This window comes from Streptomyces sp. NPDC037273 (assembly GCF_055603625.1).
Window position 1 is genome coordinate 439,006 of the sequence record NZ_JBVJVO010000001.1, and the last position, 19,991, is coordinate 458,996.

The 19,991-nt window shown below is 74.5% G+C and carries 15 protein-coding genes; 7 read left to right on the forward strand and 8 right to left on the reverse strand.

The features are described from left to right. The first annotated feature begins 96 nt into the window (after positions 1-96). Genes ACZ7G1_RS01945 through ACZ7G1_RS01955 form a run of 3 tightly spaced genes read left to right on the forward strand, consistent with a single transcriptional unit; the run spans position 97 to position 3,102 of the window. Complete coding sequence (locus ACZ7G1_RS01945; protein ID WP_470877715.1) at positions 97-1,170, forward strand: FecCD family ABC transporter permease; 1,074 nt, start codon at positions 97-99, stop codon at positions 1,168-1,170. Further along, entirely contained in the window at positions 1,167-2,252 is a 1,086-nt protein-coding gene (locus tag ACZ7G1_RS01950; RefSeq protein ID WP_470877647.1) for a FecCD family ABC transporter permease, read from the forward strand. Before ACZ7G1_RS01945 ends, ACZ7G1_RS01950 begins: the two co-directional genes overlap by 4 nt. Before the next feature lies 1 nt (position 2,253). After that, positions 2,254-3,102: an ABC transporter ATP-binding protein gene (locus tag ACZ7G1_RS01955; RefSeq protein ID WP_470877648.1), complete on the forward strand. Its 849-nt coding sequence runs from the start codon at positions 2,254-2,256 to the stop codon at positions 3,100-3,102. A 68-nt stretch (positions 3,103-3,170) separates the two neighbouring features. Here the strand turns inward: ACZ7G1_RS01955 and ACZ7G1_RS01960 are convergent, their stop codons facing one another. Further along, a complete protein-coding gene (locus ACZ7G1_RS01960) occupies positions 3,171-4,634 on the reverse strand; it encodes a DUF6777 domain-containing protein (protein ID WP_470877649.1) in 1,464 nt (487 codons plus the stop codon). A 148-nt stretch (positions 4,635-4,782) separates the two neighbouring features. Here ACZ7G1_RS01960 and ACZ7G1_RS01965 point away from each other — a divergent pair, with 148 nt between their 5' ends. Beyond that, the gene (locus ACZ7G1_RS01965; RefSeq protein ID WP_470877650.1) at positions 4,783-6,108 is read left to right on the forward strand and encodes a streptophobe family protein; all 1,326 of its coding nucleotides are present in this window, start codon (positions 4,783-4,785) and stop codon (positions 6,106-6,108) included. 13 nt (positions 6,109-6,121) lie between these two features. On the opposite strand, the gene ACZ7G1_RS01970 is transcribed toward ACZ7G1_RS01965, so the two are convergent. The 3 genes from ACZ7G1_RS01970 to ACZ7G1_RS01980 form a co-directional block, all read right to left on the reverse strand. Further along, entirely contained in the window at positions 6,122-7,123 is a 1,002-nt protein-coding gene (locus ACZ7G1_RS01970; RefSeq protein ID WP_470877651.1) for a serine/threonine-protein kinase, read from the reverse strand. Then, positions 7,123-7,815: a hypothetical protein gene (locus tag ACZ7G1_RS01975; RefSeq protein ID WP_470877652.1), complete on the reverse strand. Its 693-nt coding sequence runs from the start codon at positions 7,813-7,815 to the stop codon at positions 7,123-7,125. The genes ACZ7G1_RS01970 and ACZ7G1_RS01975 overlap by 1 nt, the downstream gene beginning before the upstream one ends. Positions 7,816-7,903: 88 nt before the next feature. Beyond that, entirely contained in the window at positions 7,904-10,465 is a 2,562-nt protein-coding gene (locus ACZ7G1_RS01980; protein ID WP_470877653.1) for an FHA domain-containing protein, read from the reverse strand. Positions 10,466-10,568: 103 nt separating this feature from the next. On the opposite strand from ACZ7G1_RS01980, the gene ACZ7G1_RS01985 reads away from it, so the two are divergent. Continuing rightward, entirely contained in the window at positions 10,569-11,297 is a 729-nt protein-coding gene (locus tag ACZ7G1_RS01985) for a TetR/AcrR family transcriptional regulator (protein WP_470877654.1), read from the forward strand. Here the strand turns inward: ACZ7G1_RS01985 and ACZ7G1_RS01990 are convergent. Together ACZ7G1_RS01990 and ACZ7G1_RS01995 are read right to left on the reverse strand one after the other, a co-directional pair. Next, complete coding sequence (locus tag ACZ7G1_RS01990) at positions 11,261-12,067, reverse strand: class II aldolase/adducin family protein (protein WP_470877655.1); 807 nt, start codon at positions 12,065-12,067, stop codon at positions 11,261-11,263. The genes ACZ7G1_RS01985 and ACZ7G1_RS01990 overlap by 37 nt on opposite strands. Positions 12,068-12,168: 101 nt before the next feature. Then, a complete protein-coding gene (locus ACZ7G1_RS01995) occupies positions 12,169-12,999 on the reverse strand; it encodes a DUF3626 domain-containing protein (protein ID WP_470877656.1) in 831 nt (276 codons plus the stop codon). Between the two features lie 134 nt (positions 13,000-13,133). Here ACZ7G1_RS01995 and ACZ7G1_RS02000 point away from each other — a divergent pair, with 134 nt between their 5' ends. Together ACZ7G1_RS02000 and ACZ7G1_RS02005 are read left to right on the forward strand one after the other, a co-directional pair. Next, complete coding sequence (locus ACZ7G1_RS02000; RefSeq protein WP_470877657.1) at positions 13,134-13,808, forward strand: ThuA domain-containing protein; 675 nt, start codon at positions 13,134-13,136, stop codon at positions 13,806-13,808. 544 nt (positions 13,809-14,352) lie between these two features. Next, a complete protein-coding gene (locus tag ACZ7G1_RS02005; RefSeq protein ID WP_470877658.1) occupies positions 14,353-15,750 on the forward strand; it encodes an NADP-dependent succinic semialdehyde dehydrogenase in 1,398 nt (465 codons plus the stop codon). Positions 15,751-16,316: 566 nt separating this feature from the next. Here ACZ7G1_RS02005 and ACZ7G1_RS02010 read toward each other — a convergent pair. Beyond that, complete coding sequence (locus ACZ7G1_RS02010; protein ID WP_470877659.1) at positions 16,317-17,339, reverse strand: PHP domain-containing protein; 1,023 nt, start codon at positions 17,337-17,339, stop codon at positions 16,317-16,319. Positions 17,340-17,358: 19 nt separating this feature from the next. Then, a complete protein-coding gene (locus ACZ7G1_RS02015; RefSeq protein WP_470877660.1) occupies positions 17,359-19,443 on the reverse strand; it encodes a SpoIIE family protein phosphatase in 2,085 nt (694 codons plus the stop codon). Positions 19,444-19,991 lie beyond the last annotated feature (548 nt).

The following is a 19,991-nucleotide window of genomic DNA, read 5'->3' on the forward strand; positions in this document are numbered from 1 at the left end:
AAATCCTGTGTGAGGATAACGGCATTCCGCCACCGCGTGAACACGGGGGGTGGGGTGCAAGTGAGGTAAGGCATCCCTTAGCTTGTGGCGGTGCCTGTGAAGTCCTCGGCCCCGTCGGCCGCCACACCGCCCGGCCCGCCCCCGCCGACCCCGTCGCCCCGCCCCGCCAGGGCGCGCCGCGGCGCCCTCCTCGCCCCGCCGGTCCTCCTCGCCCTCCTGGTGCTCGCCCTCGCCGCCTCCCTCGCCATCGGCACCAAGTCCGTGCCGCTCGGCGACGTCCTGGCCGCGCTCGGCGGCTCGACCGACGGAGACGCCGTCGTCGTCAGCGAGTTGCGCATGCCGCGCACCCTGCTCGGGCTGCTCGCCGGACTCGCGCTCGGCGCCGCCGGAGCCGTCGCGCAGGACATCACCCGCAACCCGCTCGGCGACCCCGGACTCATCGGCGTCAGCGCCGGAGCGGCCTTCGCCGTCGCCGCCGGCATCGGCGTCCTCGGCCTCACCAGCTCCTCCGCGTACGTGTGGTTCGCCTTCGCCGGGGGAGCGCTCGCCGGACTGCTCGCCTACCTCGTCGGCGGTACGGGGACGGGCGGCGCCACCCCCGCCAAACTGGCCCTCGCCGGCGCCGCCGTGACCGTCCTCCTGGAGGCCGGCACCAACGCCCTCGTCCTGCTCGACGTCCGCACCCTCGACCAGTACCGCTCCTGGGCCGTCGGCTCCCTCGCCGGACGCGACGCCGAACTCGGCCTCCAGCTCCTGCCGTTCATCGCCGCCGGACTCCTCCTCGCCCTCGCCCTCAGCGGCCGGCTCAACGCCCTGGCCCTCGGCGACGACCTCGCCGCCACCCTCGGCACCAAAGTCGCCGCCACCCGGGCCCTCGGCGCGCTCGCCGTCGTCCTCCTCACCGGCTCGGCCGTCGCCGCCTGCGGCCTCGTCACCTTCGTCGGCCTCGTCGTCCCGCACGTCGTCCGCGCCTTCACCGGCCCCGACGCCCGTCTCCTGGTGCCCTGTTCGGCGCTCGGCGGGGCCGTCCTGCTGCTCGGCGCCGACGTCGTCGGCCGGGTCGTCGTCCGCCCCGGCGAACTCCAGGCCGGAGTCGTCACGGCGCTCGTCGGCGCCCCGTTCCTGGCGTACCTCGTCAAGCGCGGCAAGCTCAAGGAGCACACCCGATGAGCGGCAAGCCCACGGCGGTCCGCTCCGCGCGCGGCCTCCGCGTCGAACTCGGCCCCGTCGGCGTACGGTTGCGTCCCCGGGTCGCCGCCGCCGCCACCGGACTCGCCCTCGCCTCCTTCGCGGCCCTGGTCGCCTCCATATCCCTCGGTACGTTCGCGATCCCCGTCCCCGACGTGCTCGGCGCGCTGTTCGGCGGCGGCTCCGGCGACGCCGACCTCATCGTCCACGAACTACGGCTCCCCAGGGCCCTCACCGCCCTGCTCGTCGGCACCGCCTTCGGCATCGCCGGCGCCGTCTACCAGGCCGTCACCCGCAACCAGCTCGCGAGCCCCGACCTCATCGGCATCTCCGCCGGAGCCGGCGCGGGCGCCGTCGGCACCATCCTCGTCGGCGGCGTCACCGCAGCGGGCGCGGGAACCTTCGGCGCCGTACCCTTCGGCGCGCTCGCCGGCGCCCTCGCCACCGCCGCCGTCATCTACCTGCTCGCCTACCGGGGCGGCACCGTCACCGGCTACCGCTTCGTCCTCGTCGGCATCGCCGCGAACGGCGCGCTCGCCGCCGTCACCCGCTGGATGCTCGCCCAGGCCGACATCGACCAGGCGTCGCGGGCGATGGTCTGGCTCACCGGCAGCCTCAACGGCCGCGGATACGAACACGTCGGCTGGGTCGGCACCGCCCTCCTCGTGCTCGTCCCCCTCACCCTCGCCCTGGCCAGGCCCTACCAGCTCCTCCAGTTCGACGACGACACCGCCCGCGGACTCGGCGTCCCGCTGGGCCGGGCCCGCGTCGGCCTCCTCGTCCTCGCCACCTGCCTCGCCGCGCTCGCCACCGCGGCCGCCGGACCGATCGCCTTCATCGCCCTCGGAGCCCCGCAGATCGCCCGCCGCCTCGCCGGCACCGCCGGGGTCCCGCTCGTCCTCAGCGGCCTCACCGGCGCCGCCCTGCTCCTCCTCGCCGACCTCGCGGGACGACTCGTCTTCTCGCCCGTCGAACTGCCCGTCGGCATCATCACCGGCGCCGTCGGCGCCCCGTACCTGCTGCTACTGCTCGCCCGCGCCAACCGCTCGGGACAGGGAGGCTGACATGACCGCCACCACCACCGCGACGGCCGGAGCGTCCCTCAAGGGCACCGGACTGCGCCTCGGATACGGCGAGCGGACCGTCGCCGAGGAACTCGACCTCGACATCCCCGCCGGCCGGGTCACCGCCCTCGTCGGCCCCAACGCCTGCGGCAAGTCCACCGCCCTGCGCGCCCTCGCCCGGCTCCTCAAGCCCGCCGCCGGCGCCGTGCACCTCGGCGGCGAGGACATCGCCGGACTCGCCGCCCGCGACCTCGCCCTCAAGCTCTCCCTGCTCCCGCAGAGCCCGGCCGCCCCCGACGGCATCACCGTCCGCGACCTCGTCGCCCGGGGCCGTACCCCGCACCAGCGCTGGTGGCGGCAGTGGTCGTCGGCGGACGACGCCGTTGTCGACCGCGCCCTGGACGCCACCGGCACCACCGAACTCGCCGACCGCGGCCTCGACGAGCTCTCCGGCGGGCAGCGGCAGCGCGTCTGGATCGCCATGGCCCTCGCCCAGGACACCCCGGTCCTCCTCCTGGACGAACCCACGACCTACCTCGACCTCGCGCACCAGGTGGACGTCCTCGAACTCGTCGCCGCCCTCAACCGCGACGAAGGCCGCACCGTCGTCATGGTCCTGCACGAGCTCAACCTCGCCTGCCGCTACGCCGACCACCTCGTCGCGATGCGCGCCGGCCGGGTCGTCGCGGCGGGCCCGCCCGGCGAGATCGTCACCCCCGCACTCGTCCGCGAGGTCTTCGACCTGCCGGCCACCGTCATCACCTGTCCGGTGGCCGGCACGCCCCTGGTCATCCCGGAAGGGGGCCGACGCCCGCGCGTCCCGGGCCCCAAGGCCGGCGGAACGGCCTGACGGGACCCGGGACGGCCTGACGGGGCCCGGGACGGTCGCACGGACCCGGGACGGCCGTACCGACCGGGTCAGACGACGGGTGCCGCCTGCGGACCCGGCGCGGGCAGCGACGCCGAGCTCGACGCCGAGCCCGAAGGCAGCAGCGGGGAGGCCGACGGGGAGAGCGAGGACGGCGAGGTCAGGGACGACAGCGGCGTCACCGGCTGGACGGCCGAGGACGACGACTGATCGGGCGACTGGTCAGCCGACTCGCTCGTCACGCTCGCCGACTCGTCCGTCGCGGGCCCGGACTCGGGTCCCGAGGACTCGTCCGAAGGCGAGGTGTCGGGGGAACTCGACGAATCGGACGGGGACACCGACGACGTCGACGCGGAAGGCGACAGCGTCGAGGGACACGGCGACGGCGTGATCCCGTTCACCGGCGACGGCGTCTGCGTACCCGTCAGCGTCACGCAGGGCAGCGGCGACGACGGCGAGACCGACGGCGACGTGCTGGACGTGGACGGTGAGGCGGACGTGGACGGCGACACCGTCGGGGAGAGCGTGTGCGGCGGCGGAGGCGGCGGGGTCGGCTTGTCGTGCCGGCCGGTGTCGCCGTGCTTGCGCGCGAACCAGCCGTCGTCCTGGGGGTCGTACACGATGAAGACGTTCACGACCGTCACCGAGGGCGCCACCACGACCACCTGGGAGGAGTTGTACCCCTGCCAGGGCGTGCCCGTCGTACGCGGCTGCTTCTGCGCGACCGGTTCGGTGAGCGGGTTGCCACAGGCGCACCGCACCCGGGGCACCCCGCGCCCGTCGACCATGACCGCGGTGCCGGACTGGAGCACCGCCTGGTACGTGGTGGCGGAGCCGTCACGGAAGCCGTGGTTGGTCACCCGGGTGTCGACCCGGAGCTGGAGCGGGGTCAGGGAGCGCAGATAGCCGGCGACGTCGTTCGTGGGGATGCCGAGGACCTTGGCGAAGGCCGCGTTCTTCGCGGGCGCGCCGGAGAGGAAGCGGACCTGCTGCTCCACGTCGCAGCTGGCGACCGACTGCGTGCCGCCGTAGAGACCCGGCGTCGAGCCGCGCACCTCGGGGGTGGCCGACGCGGTACGCGGCGGCAGCGAGGCCGCCGAGGGGGAGGCACCGTTCGTGCGGGCGGTGGACTGGGTGAAGGGGTCGGGGCCCGAAGCCGCGGCGTTCTGCAGGAATACCTCGCCGCCACCGCCGCCGGCCGAGCCGCCGCCGTCGTCGGGGCGGTTGGTGAGGACGACGGCGAGCGCCGCCGCCGCCACCAGGACCGCGGTGACCGAGGCGACCTTCGGGACGGAGCGCCACCAAGGGCCCTTGCCGTCGCCCTTGCCCGCTCCGCCGTCACCGGCCCCGCCGCCGCCCGGGCCGCCGCCACCTCCCCCCGAACCACCGTGCGGGGGACCTGGGGGCGGCGGAGGCCCGCCGGTACCCGGGCGTGTGCTCGGGCCCGAGAGAGGGCCGGAGGGGGGACCTGAAGGGGGTACCGACGGAGGGCCGGACGGCGGGTGGGAAGTCACTGTATTTCCCTTTCTTCCGTTCCGGGGCCATTGTGTGCGCCGATCCGGCCCGCACGCCAACGGAAGCGTCACGCTCCGCCGAACCCGCGGCTACGGACCGCCGCCGCCGGTACTGCGGACCGCCGCCACCGGTACTAGCGTGGGGAGGGTGAGCAGTCGGCTCCCCACCTCCACACGGCCCGCCGCGACCGGCGGGCTCGTCGCCCGCATCGCGCTCCAGGCCCTCGCGGCCGTGGTCGCCGGATACGTCGCGATGGCCCTCACCGCCGGCCTCGGCCTCTGGGCCGCCGGCGCCGGAGACCTGCCGGGCGGCTTCACCGCCGTCCTCGCCGCCGTCGTCGTCATGGCCGCCGGCGGCAAGGTCGAACTCGCCGGCGACGCCGGCTCCCTCGCCGGCACCCAGGCCGAACTCACCGCCATGCCCCTCACCGTCACCCTGGTGGGCGCACTGGTCACCGGCTACTGCTTCCTGCGCCCGCTGCGCCACCACGCCGTGGCCGGCACCCGCGAACTCCTGCTCCGCGCGACCGGCACCGTCGTCCTCTGGCTGGCCGCCCTCGCGGGGCTCTCCGCCCTCGCGCGGCACGACTTCCGGATCACCATCGGAGGCGGCGGAGACGAACAGAGCTCCCTCGCCGACCTCTTCGGCGACCTGCTCGACGCCGTCAACCCCACCGTGGGCTTCCGCACCGACCTGGGCCCCACCCTCTTCTACGGCCTCCTGTGGATCCTCGGCGTCCTCGCCGTCGCCCTCCTCGTCTCCCGCCGCACCCCCCTGCCGCCACGGCTCGTCCGCTTCCACGAACCCGTCCGCCCCGCCGCCCACGCCATGCTCCTGCTGCTCCTCGCGTACGTGGCCGTCGGCCTCGTCATCGGCGTGGTCGTCGCCGCCACCAAGGGCCACGCCCCCGAGACCCTCGCCGTCCTCCTCCTCGGCCTGCCGAACGTCTCCTGGCTCGCCCTCGGCGTCGGCGTCGGCGGCTCCTGGGAAGGCAAGGTCGAAGGCCCCTTCGGCCTGCCCATGCCGCAGATCCTCGACGCCGTCCTGCGAGGCGGCGGCGACAGCCCCGACCTCTCGGCCGTCGACCTCTCCACCCTCACCGACCAGGACGCGCGCGCGTGGTGGCTGCTCCCCATCGCCGCCGTCCTGCTCCTCGCCGCGGCCTTCGCCGCCGCCGTACGCTCCCCGGCCCGCGTACGGCTCTGGCAGCACTCCCTGCACCTGGGCGTCGCGTTCGCGCTGACCATGCTCGTCGTCATGCCGCTCACCCTCGTCGAGGCCCGCTTCGGCCTCTCGATCCTCGGCATCGGCGAACTGGACTCACTCGGCGGGGAGGTCGTCCTGCGCCCCGACATCTGGAAGACGGTCGGCCTCGCCCTCCTCTGGGGCCTGGTCTTCGGCTTCCTCGGCGGCCTGCTCGCCTCCCGCGTCCGCCGCAAGGGCGAAGTCGTGGACGAGACGCATACGAAGTGACGCACGGGGCGGCCTACCAGCCGGCGCCCGACCCCAGTTCCCGGAACACCGGCCGTGCCCAGGCGGGCGGGGCCGGAGGCGGCCCGAGGACGCGCGGGCCGCCGGTCACCACAGGACCCGGGCCGCCCGTCGTCAGCGCGGCGCGCAGCGCGGACACGAACTCCAGGCACGTCCCGTACCGCTCCTCGGGCGTCTTCGCCAGCGCCTTCGCGAACACGGCGTCGGCCGCGTCCGGCAACCCCGGGCGCACCTCGGACAGCGGGGGAGGCGGGTCGTACTGCTGCGCCCAGAGCACGGCCCAGTCGGTGTCACGGCGGAAGGGCGGCGCCCCCACCAGCGTCTCGAACACCACGCACGCGAGGCTGTACACGTCACACCGGCCGTCGACCGGCTTGCCGGAGATCTGCTCCGGCGCCACGTAGTCCAGCGTGCCGACGAACTCGCCGACCGTCGTGAAGCCGGTCAGCGACAGGGACTTCTTCGTCAGCCCGAAGTCCGTGAGGTACACGTGCTCGGGATGGTCGCGGTCGGTGCCCTCGGCGACCAGGATGTTGCCGGGCTTCACGTCCCGGTGCACCAGGTCGTGCGCGTGCGCCGCGTCCAGGGCGGAGGCGACCTGGAGCGCGATCCGGCAGGCCGTCACGGGCGGCAGCGGCCCCTCCCGGTCGAGGAGGGCCACCAGGTCCTGCCCCGCCACGTACCGCATCGCGATGTACAGCACGCCCTCGGTCTCGCCCGCCTCGAAGACCGGCACGATGTGCGGGTGGTCGATCGAGGCCGCGACCCGCGACTCGTGCGCGAAGCGCTTGCGGAAGGTGTCGTTGCGGGCCAGCTCGGGGGCGAGCAGCTTGAGCGCCACCGTGCGGTCGAGCCGCAGGTCCCGCGCCCGGTAGACGACGGCCATGCCGCCGCGCCCGATCTCGCCCTCCACGCGGTAGCCCGCGATCTCCTTGCCGAGCAGCCCAGAGGGCCGCCCCGCCGGAAGCTCGGCGTCGCCCCGCGTACCGCCCGCCATCACTCCTCACCCGCCCTCTCCGCCGGCCGCACCACCTGCGTCGGCGGCGGCCCCGCCGCCACGGCCGGGTCGACCTGCGGCACCACCTGCGTCGGCTCGTACCCGGCGGGCGCCGCGGCGGGCCGCTCGGCCTCGGCGCCGGCGTCCGGCGGGACGTCCGCGGGCGGGGGGCCGGCCGCGGGTACGGCCGAGGGCGCCGCCGAGGTGGCGTACGTACTGAGGCCGAGCCCGTCGCAGTACACCCAGCGCTCGTGCTCGGCGTCGTACAGCCACACGGACTCGCCGTCGACGACCATGCCGACCCGCAGGCCGCGGGTCCGCAGCCGGAAGTTCTCGCCGTCGAGTCGGCCCGCGCCCAGCTCCTCCGCCGCCCGCCGGTACCGGCCGAGGGCGTCCTCGGCGCGGGCGATCAGCGGCCTCGGATCGGCGGTCCTGGCCAGCGGCCGGCCCGCCGCCGGCGGATCCTCCGGCACGCTCACGAGCAGCCGCGCGTCCACCCACGCCGTCCAGCCGTTGGAGCACAGCACCCGCCCCCAGTCCCCCCTGCGCTCCTCGAGGCGCACCGGCAGGAACGCGTCGAGCGGCGCCGTCGGCAGCCCCGGGTCCGGCGCCTCCCAGGCGTCGAGCCCGTCGCGCGGCACGACATGGCTGGGCCGGAAGTCCGGCACGAACTCCGGTACGGGAAAACTCACGGACCCACCTCCGGTACGGGGACGCTCACGGGCCTACCTCCGGTACGGGGACGCTCACGGCCTTCCTCCGGTACGGGACGCTCACGGCCTACCTCCGCATCACGACCGGCTCGTGGCGGCGCAGCAGGCGGGCCACGACCAGGCCGAGGACGAGACAGATGACCAGCAGCATGCCCATGTCGAAGAGCCAGACGTCGGCGGTGTGCCGCATCAACGGGTCGGTGGTCTTGTCGCTCGGCGCGACCTTCCCGATGTCGATGGTCGCCCCCATGGCGGCGAACGCCCACCGCGACGGCACGAGCCACGCCAGCTGTTCGAGGACGGGCGTGCCGCGCACGGTCAGGAGCGCGCCGCAGAACACCACCTGGACGATCGCGAGGAGGACGAGCAGCGGCATCGTCACCTCCTCCTTGCGCACGACCGCCGAGACGAGCAGGCCGAGCATCATCGCCGTGAAGGCCAGCAGCGCGACGGCGAGGGTGATCTCCACGAGCGGCGGCATCAGCACGCCCTTGCCGCCGGGCACGTTCAGGGGCACGCCGATCAGGGCCACCAGGGTCAGGACCACGGCCTGCACGACCGTGATGAGACCGAGGACCACGACCTTCGAGGCGAGATAGGCGGAGCGGGACAGGCCGACGGCTCTCTCGCGCCGGTAGATCGAGCGCTCCTTCACCAGTTCGCGGACCGCGTTCGCCGCGCCGGTCAGGACGCCGCCGACGCAGAGGATGAGCAGGACGTTCAGCGTCGACTCGGGGTTCAGGCTGCCCTCGGACAGGGCCCGGGCCATCGCACCCATCACGAACGGCAGCGCGATCATGATGGCGAGGAACGTGCGGTCGGCGGCGAGCGCCGCCGCGTACCGGCGTACGAGCGTCCGCAGCTGGGAGCCCCAGCTCTGCGCCTTCGGGGGCGGGCCGGGTTCGGGGGCCGGCGGGGCGCCCGCGCCGCCGAGGGGGACGGGGACGTCCGGGCGGGCCGTGGCGTCGGCGATGTACCGGCGGTGGAAGCGCGAGGACCGGTACTGCCCGGCCCAGTCGCGGTCCCGCTCGTTCTCGAAGGCCTCGAAGGCCTCCGGCCACTGGTCGAACCCGAAGAAGCCGAGGGTGTCGGCGGGCGGCCCGTAGTAGGCGACCCGGCCGCCCGGCGCGAGGACCAGCAGCCGGTCGCACACGTCGAGGCTGAGCACGCTGTGGGTGACCACGACGACCGTCCGGCCGTCGTCGGCGAGCCCGCGCAGCATGTGCATCACGGACCGGTCCATGCCCGGGTCGAGACCCGAGGTCGGCTCGTCGAGGAAGAGCAGCGAGGGCTTGGTGAGCAGTTCGAGGGCGACGCTCACCCGCTTGCGCTGGCCGCCGGAGAGGCTGTGGATCGGCTGCTCGGCACGCTCCACGAGACCCAGCTCCCGGATCACCTCGTCCACCCGGTCCCGCCGCTCGGCCGGCACCGTGTCCTCGGGGAAGCGCAGCTCGGCCGCGTACCCGAGGGCCCGGCGGACGGTGAGCTGGAGGTGCAGGATGTCGTCCTGCGGCACGAGCCCGATGCGCTGGCGCAGCTCGGCGTAGTCCCGGTACAGATCGCGCCCGTCGTAGAGGACCGAGCCCCGGTCGGCGGGCCGCTGCCCGGTCAGCGCGCCGAGCAGCGTCGACTTCCCGGCCCCGGACGGCCCGACCACCGCCAGCAGGGACTTCTCGCCCACCGGGAACGACACCTCGTCGAGCAGCGTCTTGCGCCCGTGGTCCACGGTCACCGCCAGCGACCGGACGTCAAGCGACACCTCGCCGGTGTCCGTGAACTCGACCAGCTGCCCCCCGATCAGGCAGAACGCCGACCGCCCCACGCCCACGATGTCGTCCGCCGTCACCCGCGCGTCCACCACCCGCCGCCCGTTGAGGAACGTGCCGTTGTGGCTGCCCAGGTCATGGATCCAGTACGTGCCGTCCGGATGCGCCCGCAGCTCCGCGTGCCGCCGCGACACCACCAGGTCCGCCACCACCACGTCGTTGTCCGGCGCCCTCCCGATCCGCACACTGTGCGCGGGCAGCGGCCGCACGGACGTCGGCTGCCGAAACGTCCCGGTCGCCGCCGGATGCGAAACGGACGGCGGGCGCAGCGGCGTGTCCGGGGGGTGTACGGGTACGGGCGCGGGCACGGGCTGTGGCGGGGGCGCGGGCTCCCGGAGAGGTGCCGGTGCCGGGGCCACGTGCGGGGCCGGAGGCGGCGGGGGCGCCGGGGCCGGCTCCACGGACGGGGTGGGAGGCGGGGTCGGCTCCACGAGCTGGGCCGGAGGCGGCGGGGGAGGCGGCACGGGTACGGGCGGTGGCGCGCCCGCCGAGAGCACCGCGCGCGGCCCGTCCTCCGGGTGCCCGAACCGTACGACCGTGCCGGGGCCGACCGCGCGGGGACCGGTGACGCGCAGGCCGTCCGCGAAGGTGCCGTTCGTGCTGTGCTCGTCCGCGAGGACCCAGTGGCCGCCGTCGGCGCGCAGCTCCGCGTGGTGCCAGGACGCCCGGGCGTCCGAAAGCACCACGTCGCTGGTCGGGTCGCGCCCCACGCGGTAGACGCGGCTCGGGTTCATGCGCGTCGCGTCCCCGTCGATCTCGAGGACCAGATCGGGCGCCGCGGGCGCGACGGGCCGCTCTCCCATGCCTCGAATTTTATCCGCCGGTGCCGCACCCCGCCCCTGAGGGAGGCGCCGGTAGGGTGGGCGTCCGCCGCGGGCAGCGGCCAGGACCGAGGAGGAAGCACCCGTGCCGAAAGGTGTCACCAGGAGGCGGCCCCGCACCCGCGCGGCGCTCCTGAAGGCCGCCCTGGAGACCTTCGCCGAGCACGGCTTCCACGCGACGACGATCGAGCAGGTCTGCGAGCGCGCCGGATACACGCGGGGCGCGTACTACTCGAACTTCGCCAGCAAGGAGGAGCTCTTCCTCGCCCTCTTCGACGAGCACAGCGACCGGATCGTCCGGCGGCTCGCCGAGTCGATCGACGCGCTGACCGCCGAGGAGTACACCCTCGACCGGCTCGCGGAGCTGGCCGCCCGCGTCGAACCGGACGAGCGCGACTGGTACCTCGTCACCACCGAGTTCACCCTGCACGCCATCCGCGACCCGCAGGCCGCCTGGGTGCTCGCCCGCCACGACGAGCGGCTGCGGGCCGAGATCGCCCGCGGCCTCACGCTCGTCCTGCGCCGCGCCGGGCGCGAACTGACCGTGGACGCCGACCGGTTCGCGCGGCTCCTCATCGCCCTGCGCGAGGGCGGCCTCGCGCAGAGCTACGTCGAGCCGGCCGAACTGCCGCCGGGCAGCCTGGAACGGCAGTTCCTCGTCCCGCTCCTCGAAGCGTCCACCCGGGAGATCCCCGGTCCGTCCGGTCCGTCCGGTCCGTCCGGTCCGTCCGGTCCGTCCGGTCTGAACGGTCCGTCCGGTCCGACCGGTTCTTCCGGTCAGTCGAAGAGGTCGGGGTCGGACGCGGTGATCTGATCCCACAGCGGGCGCGCCTGGAACCAGCCGGCCAGATGACCGCCGATCTGCCCGCGCGTGAGCAGGGCCGTCTCACGGTCGATGAGCTGCGGGGTGCCCGCCGCCATCGCCAGGAGCTGCGCCTGGCAGGAGCGTTCCATCGTGACGAACCACCACACCGCCTCGGCGACCGACTGGCCCACCGTGAGCAGCCCGTGGTTCTTGAGGATGACCGCCTTGTGGCCGCCGAGGGCCTTGGCGACCCGTTCGCCCTCCTCGGCCTCGTTCACCACGCCCCGGTAGTCGTCGTAGATCCCGTGGTCCTCGAAGAACGCGCAGGCGTCCTGCGTGATCGGGTCGAGCGGGATGCCGAGGCTGGAGAAGGCCTTGCCGTGCAGGGAGTGCGAGTGCGCGGCGGCGATCGCGTCGGGCCGCGCGGCGTGCACCTTCGAGTGGATGACGAACGCCGCCCGGTTCACCGGCCTGCGGCCCTCGATGACCGTCCCCTCGTGGTCGACCAGGATCAGGTCGGACGCCTTGATCTGGCCGAAGCTCATCCCGAACGGGTTGACCCAGAAGGCGTCCGGGTCGCCCGGGTCCCGCACGGTGATGTGCCCCGCGACCCCCTCCGAGAAGCCGAACCGCCCGAAGATCCGGAACCCCGCGGCGAGTTGCTCCTTGCGGTAGCGGCGCTCCTCCTCGACGGAGTCGAAGGTGGGCGGCAGCGGCAGCACCACCCCCTCGGGCAGCGGACCTACGGCGGCGGCGAGCGCGGGCGGCACGGTACTCATGACGGCTCCTCGGCGGGCGGGCGAGAGGGGGAGAGGCGCGGGCGCGCCAAAAGATACAGAGACGTATCCGTTGCGACAACGGGCCGGGAAAGAGGCGGATCTCACGCCACCGGGGCGCCGAACCGGGCCAGGCAGTGCCAGACCCGCTTGACGTCCTGCGGGTCGTACAGCCCCGAACCGGCCGCCTCCTGCACGATCCTGGCGTCCAGCCACCCGTCGACGGCGATGCGGGCGCCGAGTTCCACGTACTCCGGCCCACGGAACTCCGGGTGCCGCCGCAGCTCCTCCACCGAAAGGCGGAAGCCGCCGTGCCACTCGACCTCGCAGCCCAGCCGCCGGGCCGCCTCCTCCACCTCCGTACCCCGGTGGCTCGGGTCCAGGACCAGCGCCTCCACATCCCGGCCGATCACCACCGGGCCGTGGACGTGCGACTCGATGTAGTCGTCGATCAGGTCCTTCTCGTCGGCCTCCGCGAGCTCGATCAACCGCATCCGGGCCGCGGTGCCGAAGTCGGCGGGCTCCAGGAAGCTGTCCGGATAGCAGAAGGTCGCCCGCTCCAGGGTGGCGGCCGTCAGGCGCAGATGAGCGGAGCCGAACCGGGGCGCCGCGCCGTAGGGACGCCGGCGGAAGTCGAGCGCCCCGTACACCGGACGGCTCTCCGCGGGGGCCTCGTCGTACGCGCCCCCGAAGATCCGGCTCTCCCAGCGGTGCCGGTCGCCGCCGGGATGCGCGGTCAGGCCGCCGTTGCTGGTGCCGGTCACGAACTGGGACCGGTAGACGCCGTCGTCGGCGAGCCGGTGGAGGAAGTGCGGGTGGAAGTTGAGCGTGACCCGGAGGCTGGGGTCGAGCGCCCCGCCGGTGGAGAGACCCTCCACATGCGCGAGGGCGCGCCGGGCGGGGGAGTCGACGAGGAGAGCGGTCTTCGAATCCATTCGGGCAGTCTGGCGTCAGGGCGGGGCTTGCGGCGCGGTGTTTTCCGTGACTACGGTCGGAGGGCACGGTTAGAAAGCGCTTTCCGTCCTCCGTCGTATCTTAACGGCCCTCCCCGCCCCCTGGAGCCCACCGCGTGCCCACCGCCACCGCCGACGTCCTCATCTACACCCGCACCACCGGCTACCGCCACGACTCCATCCCCGACGCGGCCACCGCGCTCACCGAGCTCGCCGCGGAACTCGGACGCCCCGCCGAGGTCACCGAGGACCCCGCCGCCTTCACCCCCGAGCGGCTCGCCCGCTGCGCCGCCGTCGTCCTCGTCTCCACCACAGGCAACGTCCTGACCCCCGAAGGCCGCACCGCCTTCGAGACCTACCTCAGGAGCGGCGGCGCCCTCCTCGCCCTCCACGCCGCCGCCAACGCCGAACCCGACTGGCCCTTCTACGGCGAACTCCTCGGCACCCGCTTCGACGGCCACCCGGAACTCCAGCCCGGCGTCGTCGTCATCGACGCCCCCGACCACCCCGCCACCGCCCCCCTCCCGGCCCGCTGGACCCACACCGACGAGTGGTACAACTTCACCTCCCACCCGCGCGCCGGCGACCCGAACGACCTCCGCGTCCTCGCACGCGCCGACGAGTCCACCTACCACGGCGGCACCCACGGCAACGACCACCCGCTCGTCTGGTGCCGCGACGGCGACCTCGGCCGCCTCTTCTTCACCGCACTCGGCCACTCCCCGGAGGCATACCGCGACCCCACCTTCCGCGCCCACCTCGCGGGCGCCCTGGCGTGGCTGACGGCTTGAGGGGCGGAGGGGCAGGCGGACCTTGTCCGCCTGGGGGCCTGGGGGCCTGGGGGCCTGGGGGCCTGGGGGGCTGAGAGGCTGAGAGGCTGAGGGCCGGTGGGCCTTGTCGGGCTGACGGCCTGGGGGCTGGTGGGACTTGCCCGGCTGACGGACTGGGGGCCGGTCGGCCTTGTCCGGCCTACGGCCTGCGTGTCTGTGGGCTTTGTCCGGCCGGCGGTCTGAGGGTCTGGTGGCTTGAGGGCCCGGTCGGCCGTGTCCGGCTGACGGCGGGAAGGGCCGAAGCCCACCAGGCCCGAAGGCCTGGTGGGCTTCGCCGACCTCGCCGACCTCGCCGACCTCGCGGACCTCGCCGACCTCGCGGACCTCGCGGACCTCGCGGACCTCGCCGACCTCGCCGGGGGCTGGTCCCCCTGGCGGTCCGAGGGCCCGGTGCGGCCTCGTCCCGCTCACCGGGGGCGGTCACCCCACCGCACCGCCCCTGTTGCGCCGCCGCCCAGGGAGCGGGAGGTTGCAGGGAGGGGCCGATGGCACGAGGAGGCAGGTCATGGGCATCGCCACCGTGAATCCCGCGACCGGCGAGACACTGCGCACCTACGAGGCCCACGGGCCCGAGGAGGTGGAGCGGCGGATCGCCGCCGCGCACGAGGCGTACCGGCAGTACCGCACCACCTCGTTCGCCGAGCGCGCCCGGCTGATGCGGGCCGCGGCCACGCTCCTCGACGAGGACACCGAGGACATCGCCCGCACCATGACGCTGGAGATGGGCAAGCCGATCGCCGCCGCGCGCGCGGAGGCGGGCAAGTGCGCCAAGACCATGCGCTGGTACGCCACCCACGCGGCCGAGCTGCTCGGCGACGAGCACCCGGCCGAGAGCGACGTACAGGACTCCGGCGCGGACCTGGCCCGCGTCCACTACCGGCCGCTCGGCCCGATCCTCGCCGTCATGCCGTGGAACTTCCCGCTCTGGCAGGTGATCCGCTTCGCCGCGCCCGCCCTCATGGCGGGCAACACCGGCCTCCTCAAACACGCCTCGAACGTGCCGAGGACCGCGCTCTACCTCGGCGACCTCTTCCGCCGCGCCGGCTACCCCGAAGGCTGCTTCCAGGCGCTCCTGATCGGCTCCCGCGACGTCGAGGGAGTGCTCCGTGACCCCAGGGTCGTCGCCGCCACCCTGACCGGCAGCGAACCCGCGGGGCGGGCCGTCGCCGCCGTCGCCGGGGACGAGGTGAAGAAGACCGTTCTGGAGCTCGGCGGCAGCGACCCCTTCATCGTCATGCCCTCCGCCGACATCGTGCGGGCCGTGAAGACGGCCGTCACCGCGCGCGTGCAGAACAACGGCCAGTCCTGCATCGCCGCCAAGCGCTTCATCATCCACCAGGACGTGTACGACGACTTCTCCGAGCGCTTCACCGCCGCCATGAACGCCCTCACCGTCGGCGACCCCCTCGACGAGTCCACCGACGTCGGTCCCCTCGCCACCGAACAGGGCAGGACCGACCTCGAAGAACTCGTCGACGACGCCGTACGCCGCGGCGCCACCGCCCTCTGCGGCGGCCACCGGCCCGAGGACCCCGCGCTCCGCAACGGCTGGTACTACCGGCCCACCGTCCTCACCGGCATCACCCCGGCGATGCGGATCCACCACGAAGAGGCCTTCGGCCCGGTCGCCACCGTCTACCCCGTCCGCGACATCGACGAAGCCGTCGCCGTCGCCAACGACTCGCCCTTCGGCCTGAGCTCCAACGTGTGGACCCGCTCCCCCGACGAGATCGCCTTCTTCGTCCGCGACCTCGAGGCCGGCGGCGTCTTCGTCAACGGCATGACCGCCTCCCACCCCGCCCTCCCCTTCGGCGGCATCAAACGCTCCGGCTACGGTCGAGAACTCTCCGGCCACGGCATCCGCGAGTTCTGCAACACCACGACAATCTGGCAACGCGCCTGACCCCGGTGCGGCCAGCCGCCGCCCGGCCCGCCTGCGCCGATCCGCCTCGGCGGCGCGCCTGAACCCGGCGCCCGGGCCTCCCGAGCCGATCCGGCCTCGGCGGCGGGCCTGAGCCCGCGGTGCGGGGTGGCTCGTGCCGAGTCGCCTTGGCGGCGCGCCCGGTCTCGGTCCTGGGGCGGCCTGTGCCGGGTCGTCTCGCCGTGGCGCCTGCGCCGACCCGCCTCGGCGGCGTGGTCGCCCCCGGAGTAGGGGCAGCCTGCACCGATCTGCCTCGGCAGCGCGTCTGAGCCCGCGGTGCGGGGTCGCCCGCGCCGAGTCGCCTTGGCGGCGCGCCTGAGCCCGGCGCCCGGGCCTCCCGCGCCGAGTCGCCTTGGCGGCGCGCCTGAGCCCGGCGCCCGGGCCTCCCGCGCGGAGTCGCCTTGGCGGCGCGCCTGAGCCCGGCGCCCGGGCCTCCCGCGCGGAGTCGCCTTGGCGGCGCGCCTGAGCCCGGCGCCCGGGCCTCCCGCGCGGAGTCGCCTTGGCGGCGCGCCTGAGCCCGGCGCCCGGGCCACCCGCGCCGCCCCGCCTCAGCAGCGCGTCCACTCCGAAAGCCGGTCCGCCGGCCAGGTGTTGATGACCCGGTCTTCCGGCACGCCGCACTCCTCGGCGCGGGCGCAGCCCAGGATTTGCCACTCGAGTTGGCCGGGGGCGTGGGCGTCTGTGTCGACGGCGAAGTACGTGCCGGCGTCGACGGCGAGGCGGAGGAGGCGCAAGGGTGGATCGAGGCGTTCTGGGCGGCTGTTGATTTCGACGGCTGTGCCGGACTCGGCGCAGGCGGTGAAGACGCGCTCGGCGTCGAAGGCGGACTCGGGGCGGAGGCGGCCGCCGGCAACGAGGCGGCCTGTGCAGTGCCCGAGGACGTGCATGAGGGGGTCGCGTACGGCTCGTTCGAGGCGGCGGGTCATGGCGGGGGCGTCCATGCGGAGTTTGGAGTGGACGGAGCCGACGACGAGGTCGAGGCGGGCAAGGAGGTCCGGTTCCTGGTCGAGCGAGCCGTCGTCGAGGATGTCGCATTCGATGCCGGTCAGGAGACGGAACGGTGCCCATTGCTCGTTCAGTCGCGCCACGACGTCGAGTTGCTCCCGGAGCCGTTCAGGGGACAGGCCGCGCGCGACGGTCAGGCGGGGGGAGTGGTCGGTGAGGACGGCCCATTCGTGGCCGAGGGCGGCGGCAGCGCGGCCCATGTCTTCGATGGTGGCGCCGCCGTCCGACCAGTCGGAGTGGAGGTGGCAGTCGCCGCGGAGGGCGGCGCGCAGGGCCTCGCCGCCGGTCCCGGACCCGGCGGCGAGGGAGTCCTGGAGCTCGCGTTCCAGCCGGGCGAGGTACTCCGGCACCTGGCCGGCGAGCGCCTCGCGGACGACGGCGGCGGTTTTGGGCCCGATGCCCTTGACCGCTTCCAGGGTGCCCGCGGCGGCGCGCCGGTCGGCCTCGCCCTCGGGGAGGGCGGCGAGCGCGGCGGAGGCCGTGCGGAAGGCCTTCGAGCGGTAGCCGGGCTCCTGGGCGCGTTCCAGGAGGAACGCGATCCGGTTCAGTGCGGCCACAGGGTCCATGTCGTCCCTCCGCGGTGTCTCAGGAGCCGTTCGCCGTGGCGTCGGCCGGCAGCGCCGCCGGATCGATCTCGCACCACACGGCCTTGCCCTCGCCGCGCGGCTCGACCCCCCAGCGGGAGGCCAGCGCGTCGAGCAGGAGCAGCCCGCGTCCGGAGGTGGCGGCCTCCCCGGGGGTACGCCGCCGGGGCCAGGCGCTCGACCGGTCCTGCACCGAGAGCCGTACCCGCCGTACCGGCTCGGGCAGCACCTCGAGGGTGAGCACGGCGCCGCCCTCGGTGTGGAGCAGCACGTTGACGAGGAGCTCGCCGGTCAGGAGCTCGGCGTCGTCGGAGAGCTCCGGCATGCCCCAGTCCCTGAGCGCCTGCCCGACGGCGGCCCGCGCGTCGGAGAGGCCCTGCGGGTCGGCCTGGTGGATGTACTGGTGGATGCGGGGTGCCCGGGGCGTGCCGGGGTCGGGGCTGCGGCGCAGCACCAGGAGCGCCACGTCGTCGCCCGAACCCCACCGCTCCCAGAGCCGCTCGGACAGGTGGTCGGCGAGCGCTTCCGCCTGCGGCGGGCCGCTGCTGATCGCCTCGGAGAGCGCGGCGAGCCCCGTGTCGATGTCCGAGTCGGGCTGCTCGACGAGCCCGTCCGTGCAGAGCACGAGCGTCTCCCCGGGCACCAGGTCAAGGCGGGTCTCCGGGAACTCCTCGTCGCCGAAGACGGTCGCAAGGCCGAGTGGCAGGCCGCCCCGCAGCTTGGGCTGCCCGACCCGGCCGTCGGTGTGCCGGATCAGCGGACCGAGGTGCCCGGCCCGTACGGCCCGTAGCGTCCCGCTCGCCAGGTCGACCTGCGCGTACGTGCACGTCGCGAATCGGTCGGTGTCGAGATCCGCGAGAAACCGGGAGGCGCGGGCCAGCACGGTCGACGGGGCGTGACCCTCGCCCGCGTAGGCGCGCAGGGCGATCCGCAGCTGCCCCATGATGGCCGCGGCGTGGGTGTCGTGGCCCTGGACGTCGCCCACCACGACCCCGACCCGGCCCCGGGGCAGCGCGATCACGTCGTACCAGTCGCCGCCGACCTGCCGGCCGCTCCACGCCGCGTGGTAGCGCACCGCGATCTCGCCGCCGGTGATCTCCGGAATCCGGCGCGGCAGCATCGTCGACTGGAGACCCGTCGCGAGCTCCCGCTCCTCGTCGAACAGGATCGCCCGCTGCAGCGACTGCGCCACGATCGCCGCGAGCCCGAGCGCGAGGTTGCGCTCGTCCGGGTTGAAGGCCGTACGGCCCCGGTAGAACAGCGCCATGCCGCCCAGCGAACGGGCCTGCGCCACCAGCGGCAGATAGCAGGCGGCGCGGAACGGCAGCCGCTCCACGTACGGGCCCAGCTCCGGGAAGTCCCGTCCCAGCGTCTGAAACGACGACACGAACCGCGGCCGCCCGCTCAGTACCGCCTCGGCGAGCGGAAGTCCCCGGTCGAGGCGCCGGGTGCGGAAGTCGTTCAGCACGTCCAGGGAGTCGCCGCTGAGCGCGATGACGTTCAGCGAGCCGTTCTCCACGAGCCCCAGCGCCAGACCGTCCGCACCCAGCCGGGCGAGCCCGCCTGGCCCCGTCAGCGCGGCCGTCACATCGTCCACCGTCACCGCCCGCGACAGCGCGTTCGTCGTCCGCTCGACGATGCTCGTCTGCACCTCCCGCCGCTTCTCCATCTCCCGTACGAACGCGAAGTTCGTGACCTCCGCCGTCGTGTCCCGCACCACGCCCACGATCCGCCGCGCCCTGCCGTCCGGAGAACGCAGGATCCGCGCCTGCACATGCGTCCAGTGGGGTGACCCGTCCGCCTGCGGGATCGGGAAGTGCGCCGTGTACGACACCGCCCCGCCCCGCACCGCCTCCCTGACCACGCCCTCCAGCCGCTCCCGCTCCTCCGGGTCCAGCCGCTCCACCAACGTCACCGGACGCCCGTCATAGCCCTCTCGGCCCAGCCCGAAGACCAGCAGCCCCGACTCGTCGACATCGATCGTGCCCGTATCGAGATCCCAGTCGAAGCTGCCGGTCCTGTTCATGGCAAGCCACTCGGCGGGCCCGATCTCGCCGTTGTGCGCAGGCCGGTCATCGTCCGTCATCCCCCTCATTGTCGAACCCCCACCCCGCCGACGCCATGGCTCCGACACGGCGTGGCGCCACTTCGCCGCCCCAAACCCAACCAAACCCCCCACCCACCCCCAGCCCCTCCCCGAACCCAGCCCGCACCTGCCCCCTGCCGGCGGCCGCTTCACCGGGACGCGGCGCCTCCGTGTCACGGGGACTCGCTGGGGCCGCCGCCGCCCCCGCGGGCGGGAAGTTTCCGGGGCTGCTGCTGCCGCCGTGGCGCGGCCCCCCGGGTCCGCCGCCCCGCCGGGCGGAAGCCCCCGCATTCGCCGCCCCGCCGGGCGGAAGCCCCTGCATTCGCCGCCCCGCGGCGCGAAGCCCCCGAGCCCGCCGCCCCGCCGGGCGGAGACTCGCCGGAGCTGCGGCCGTTGCGGCGTGGCAGCGTCGTGGAGCTGCCCATGCCGAGGCGCGGAAACTCGCCGGGCCGCTGCCTTTATGGCGCGGACGACTGCCGGGTCCGCTGATCCCGTGGCACGGAAAGGCCCTGGGACCGCCGCCCGCCTGGCGGAATCTCCGGATCTGC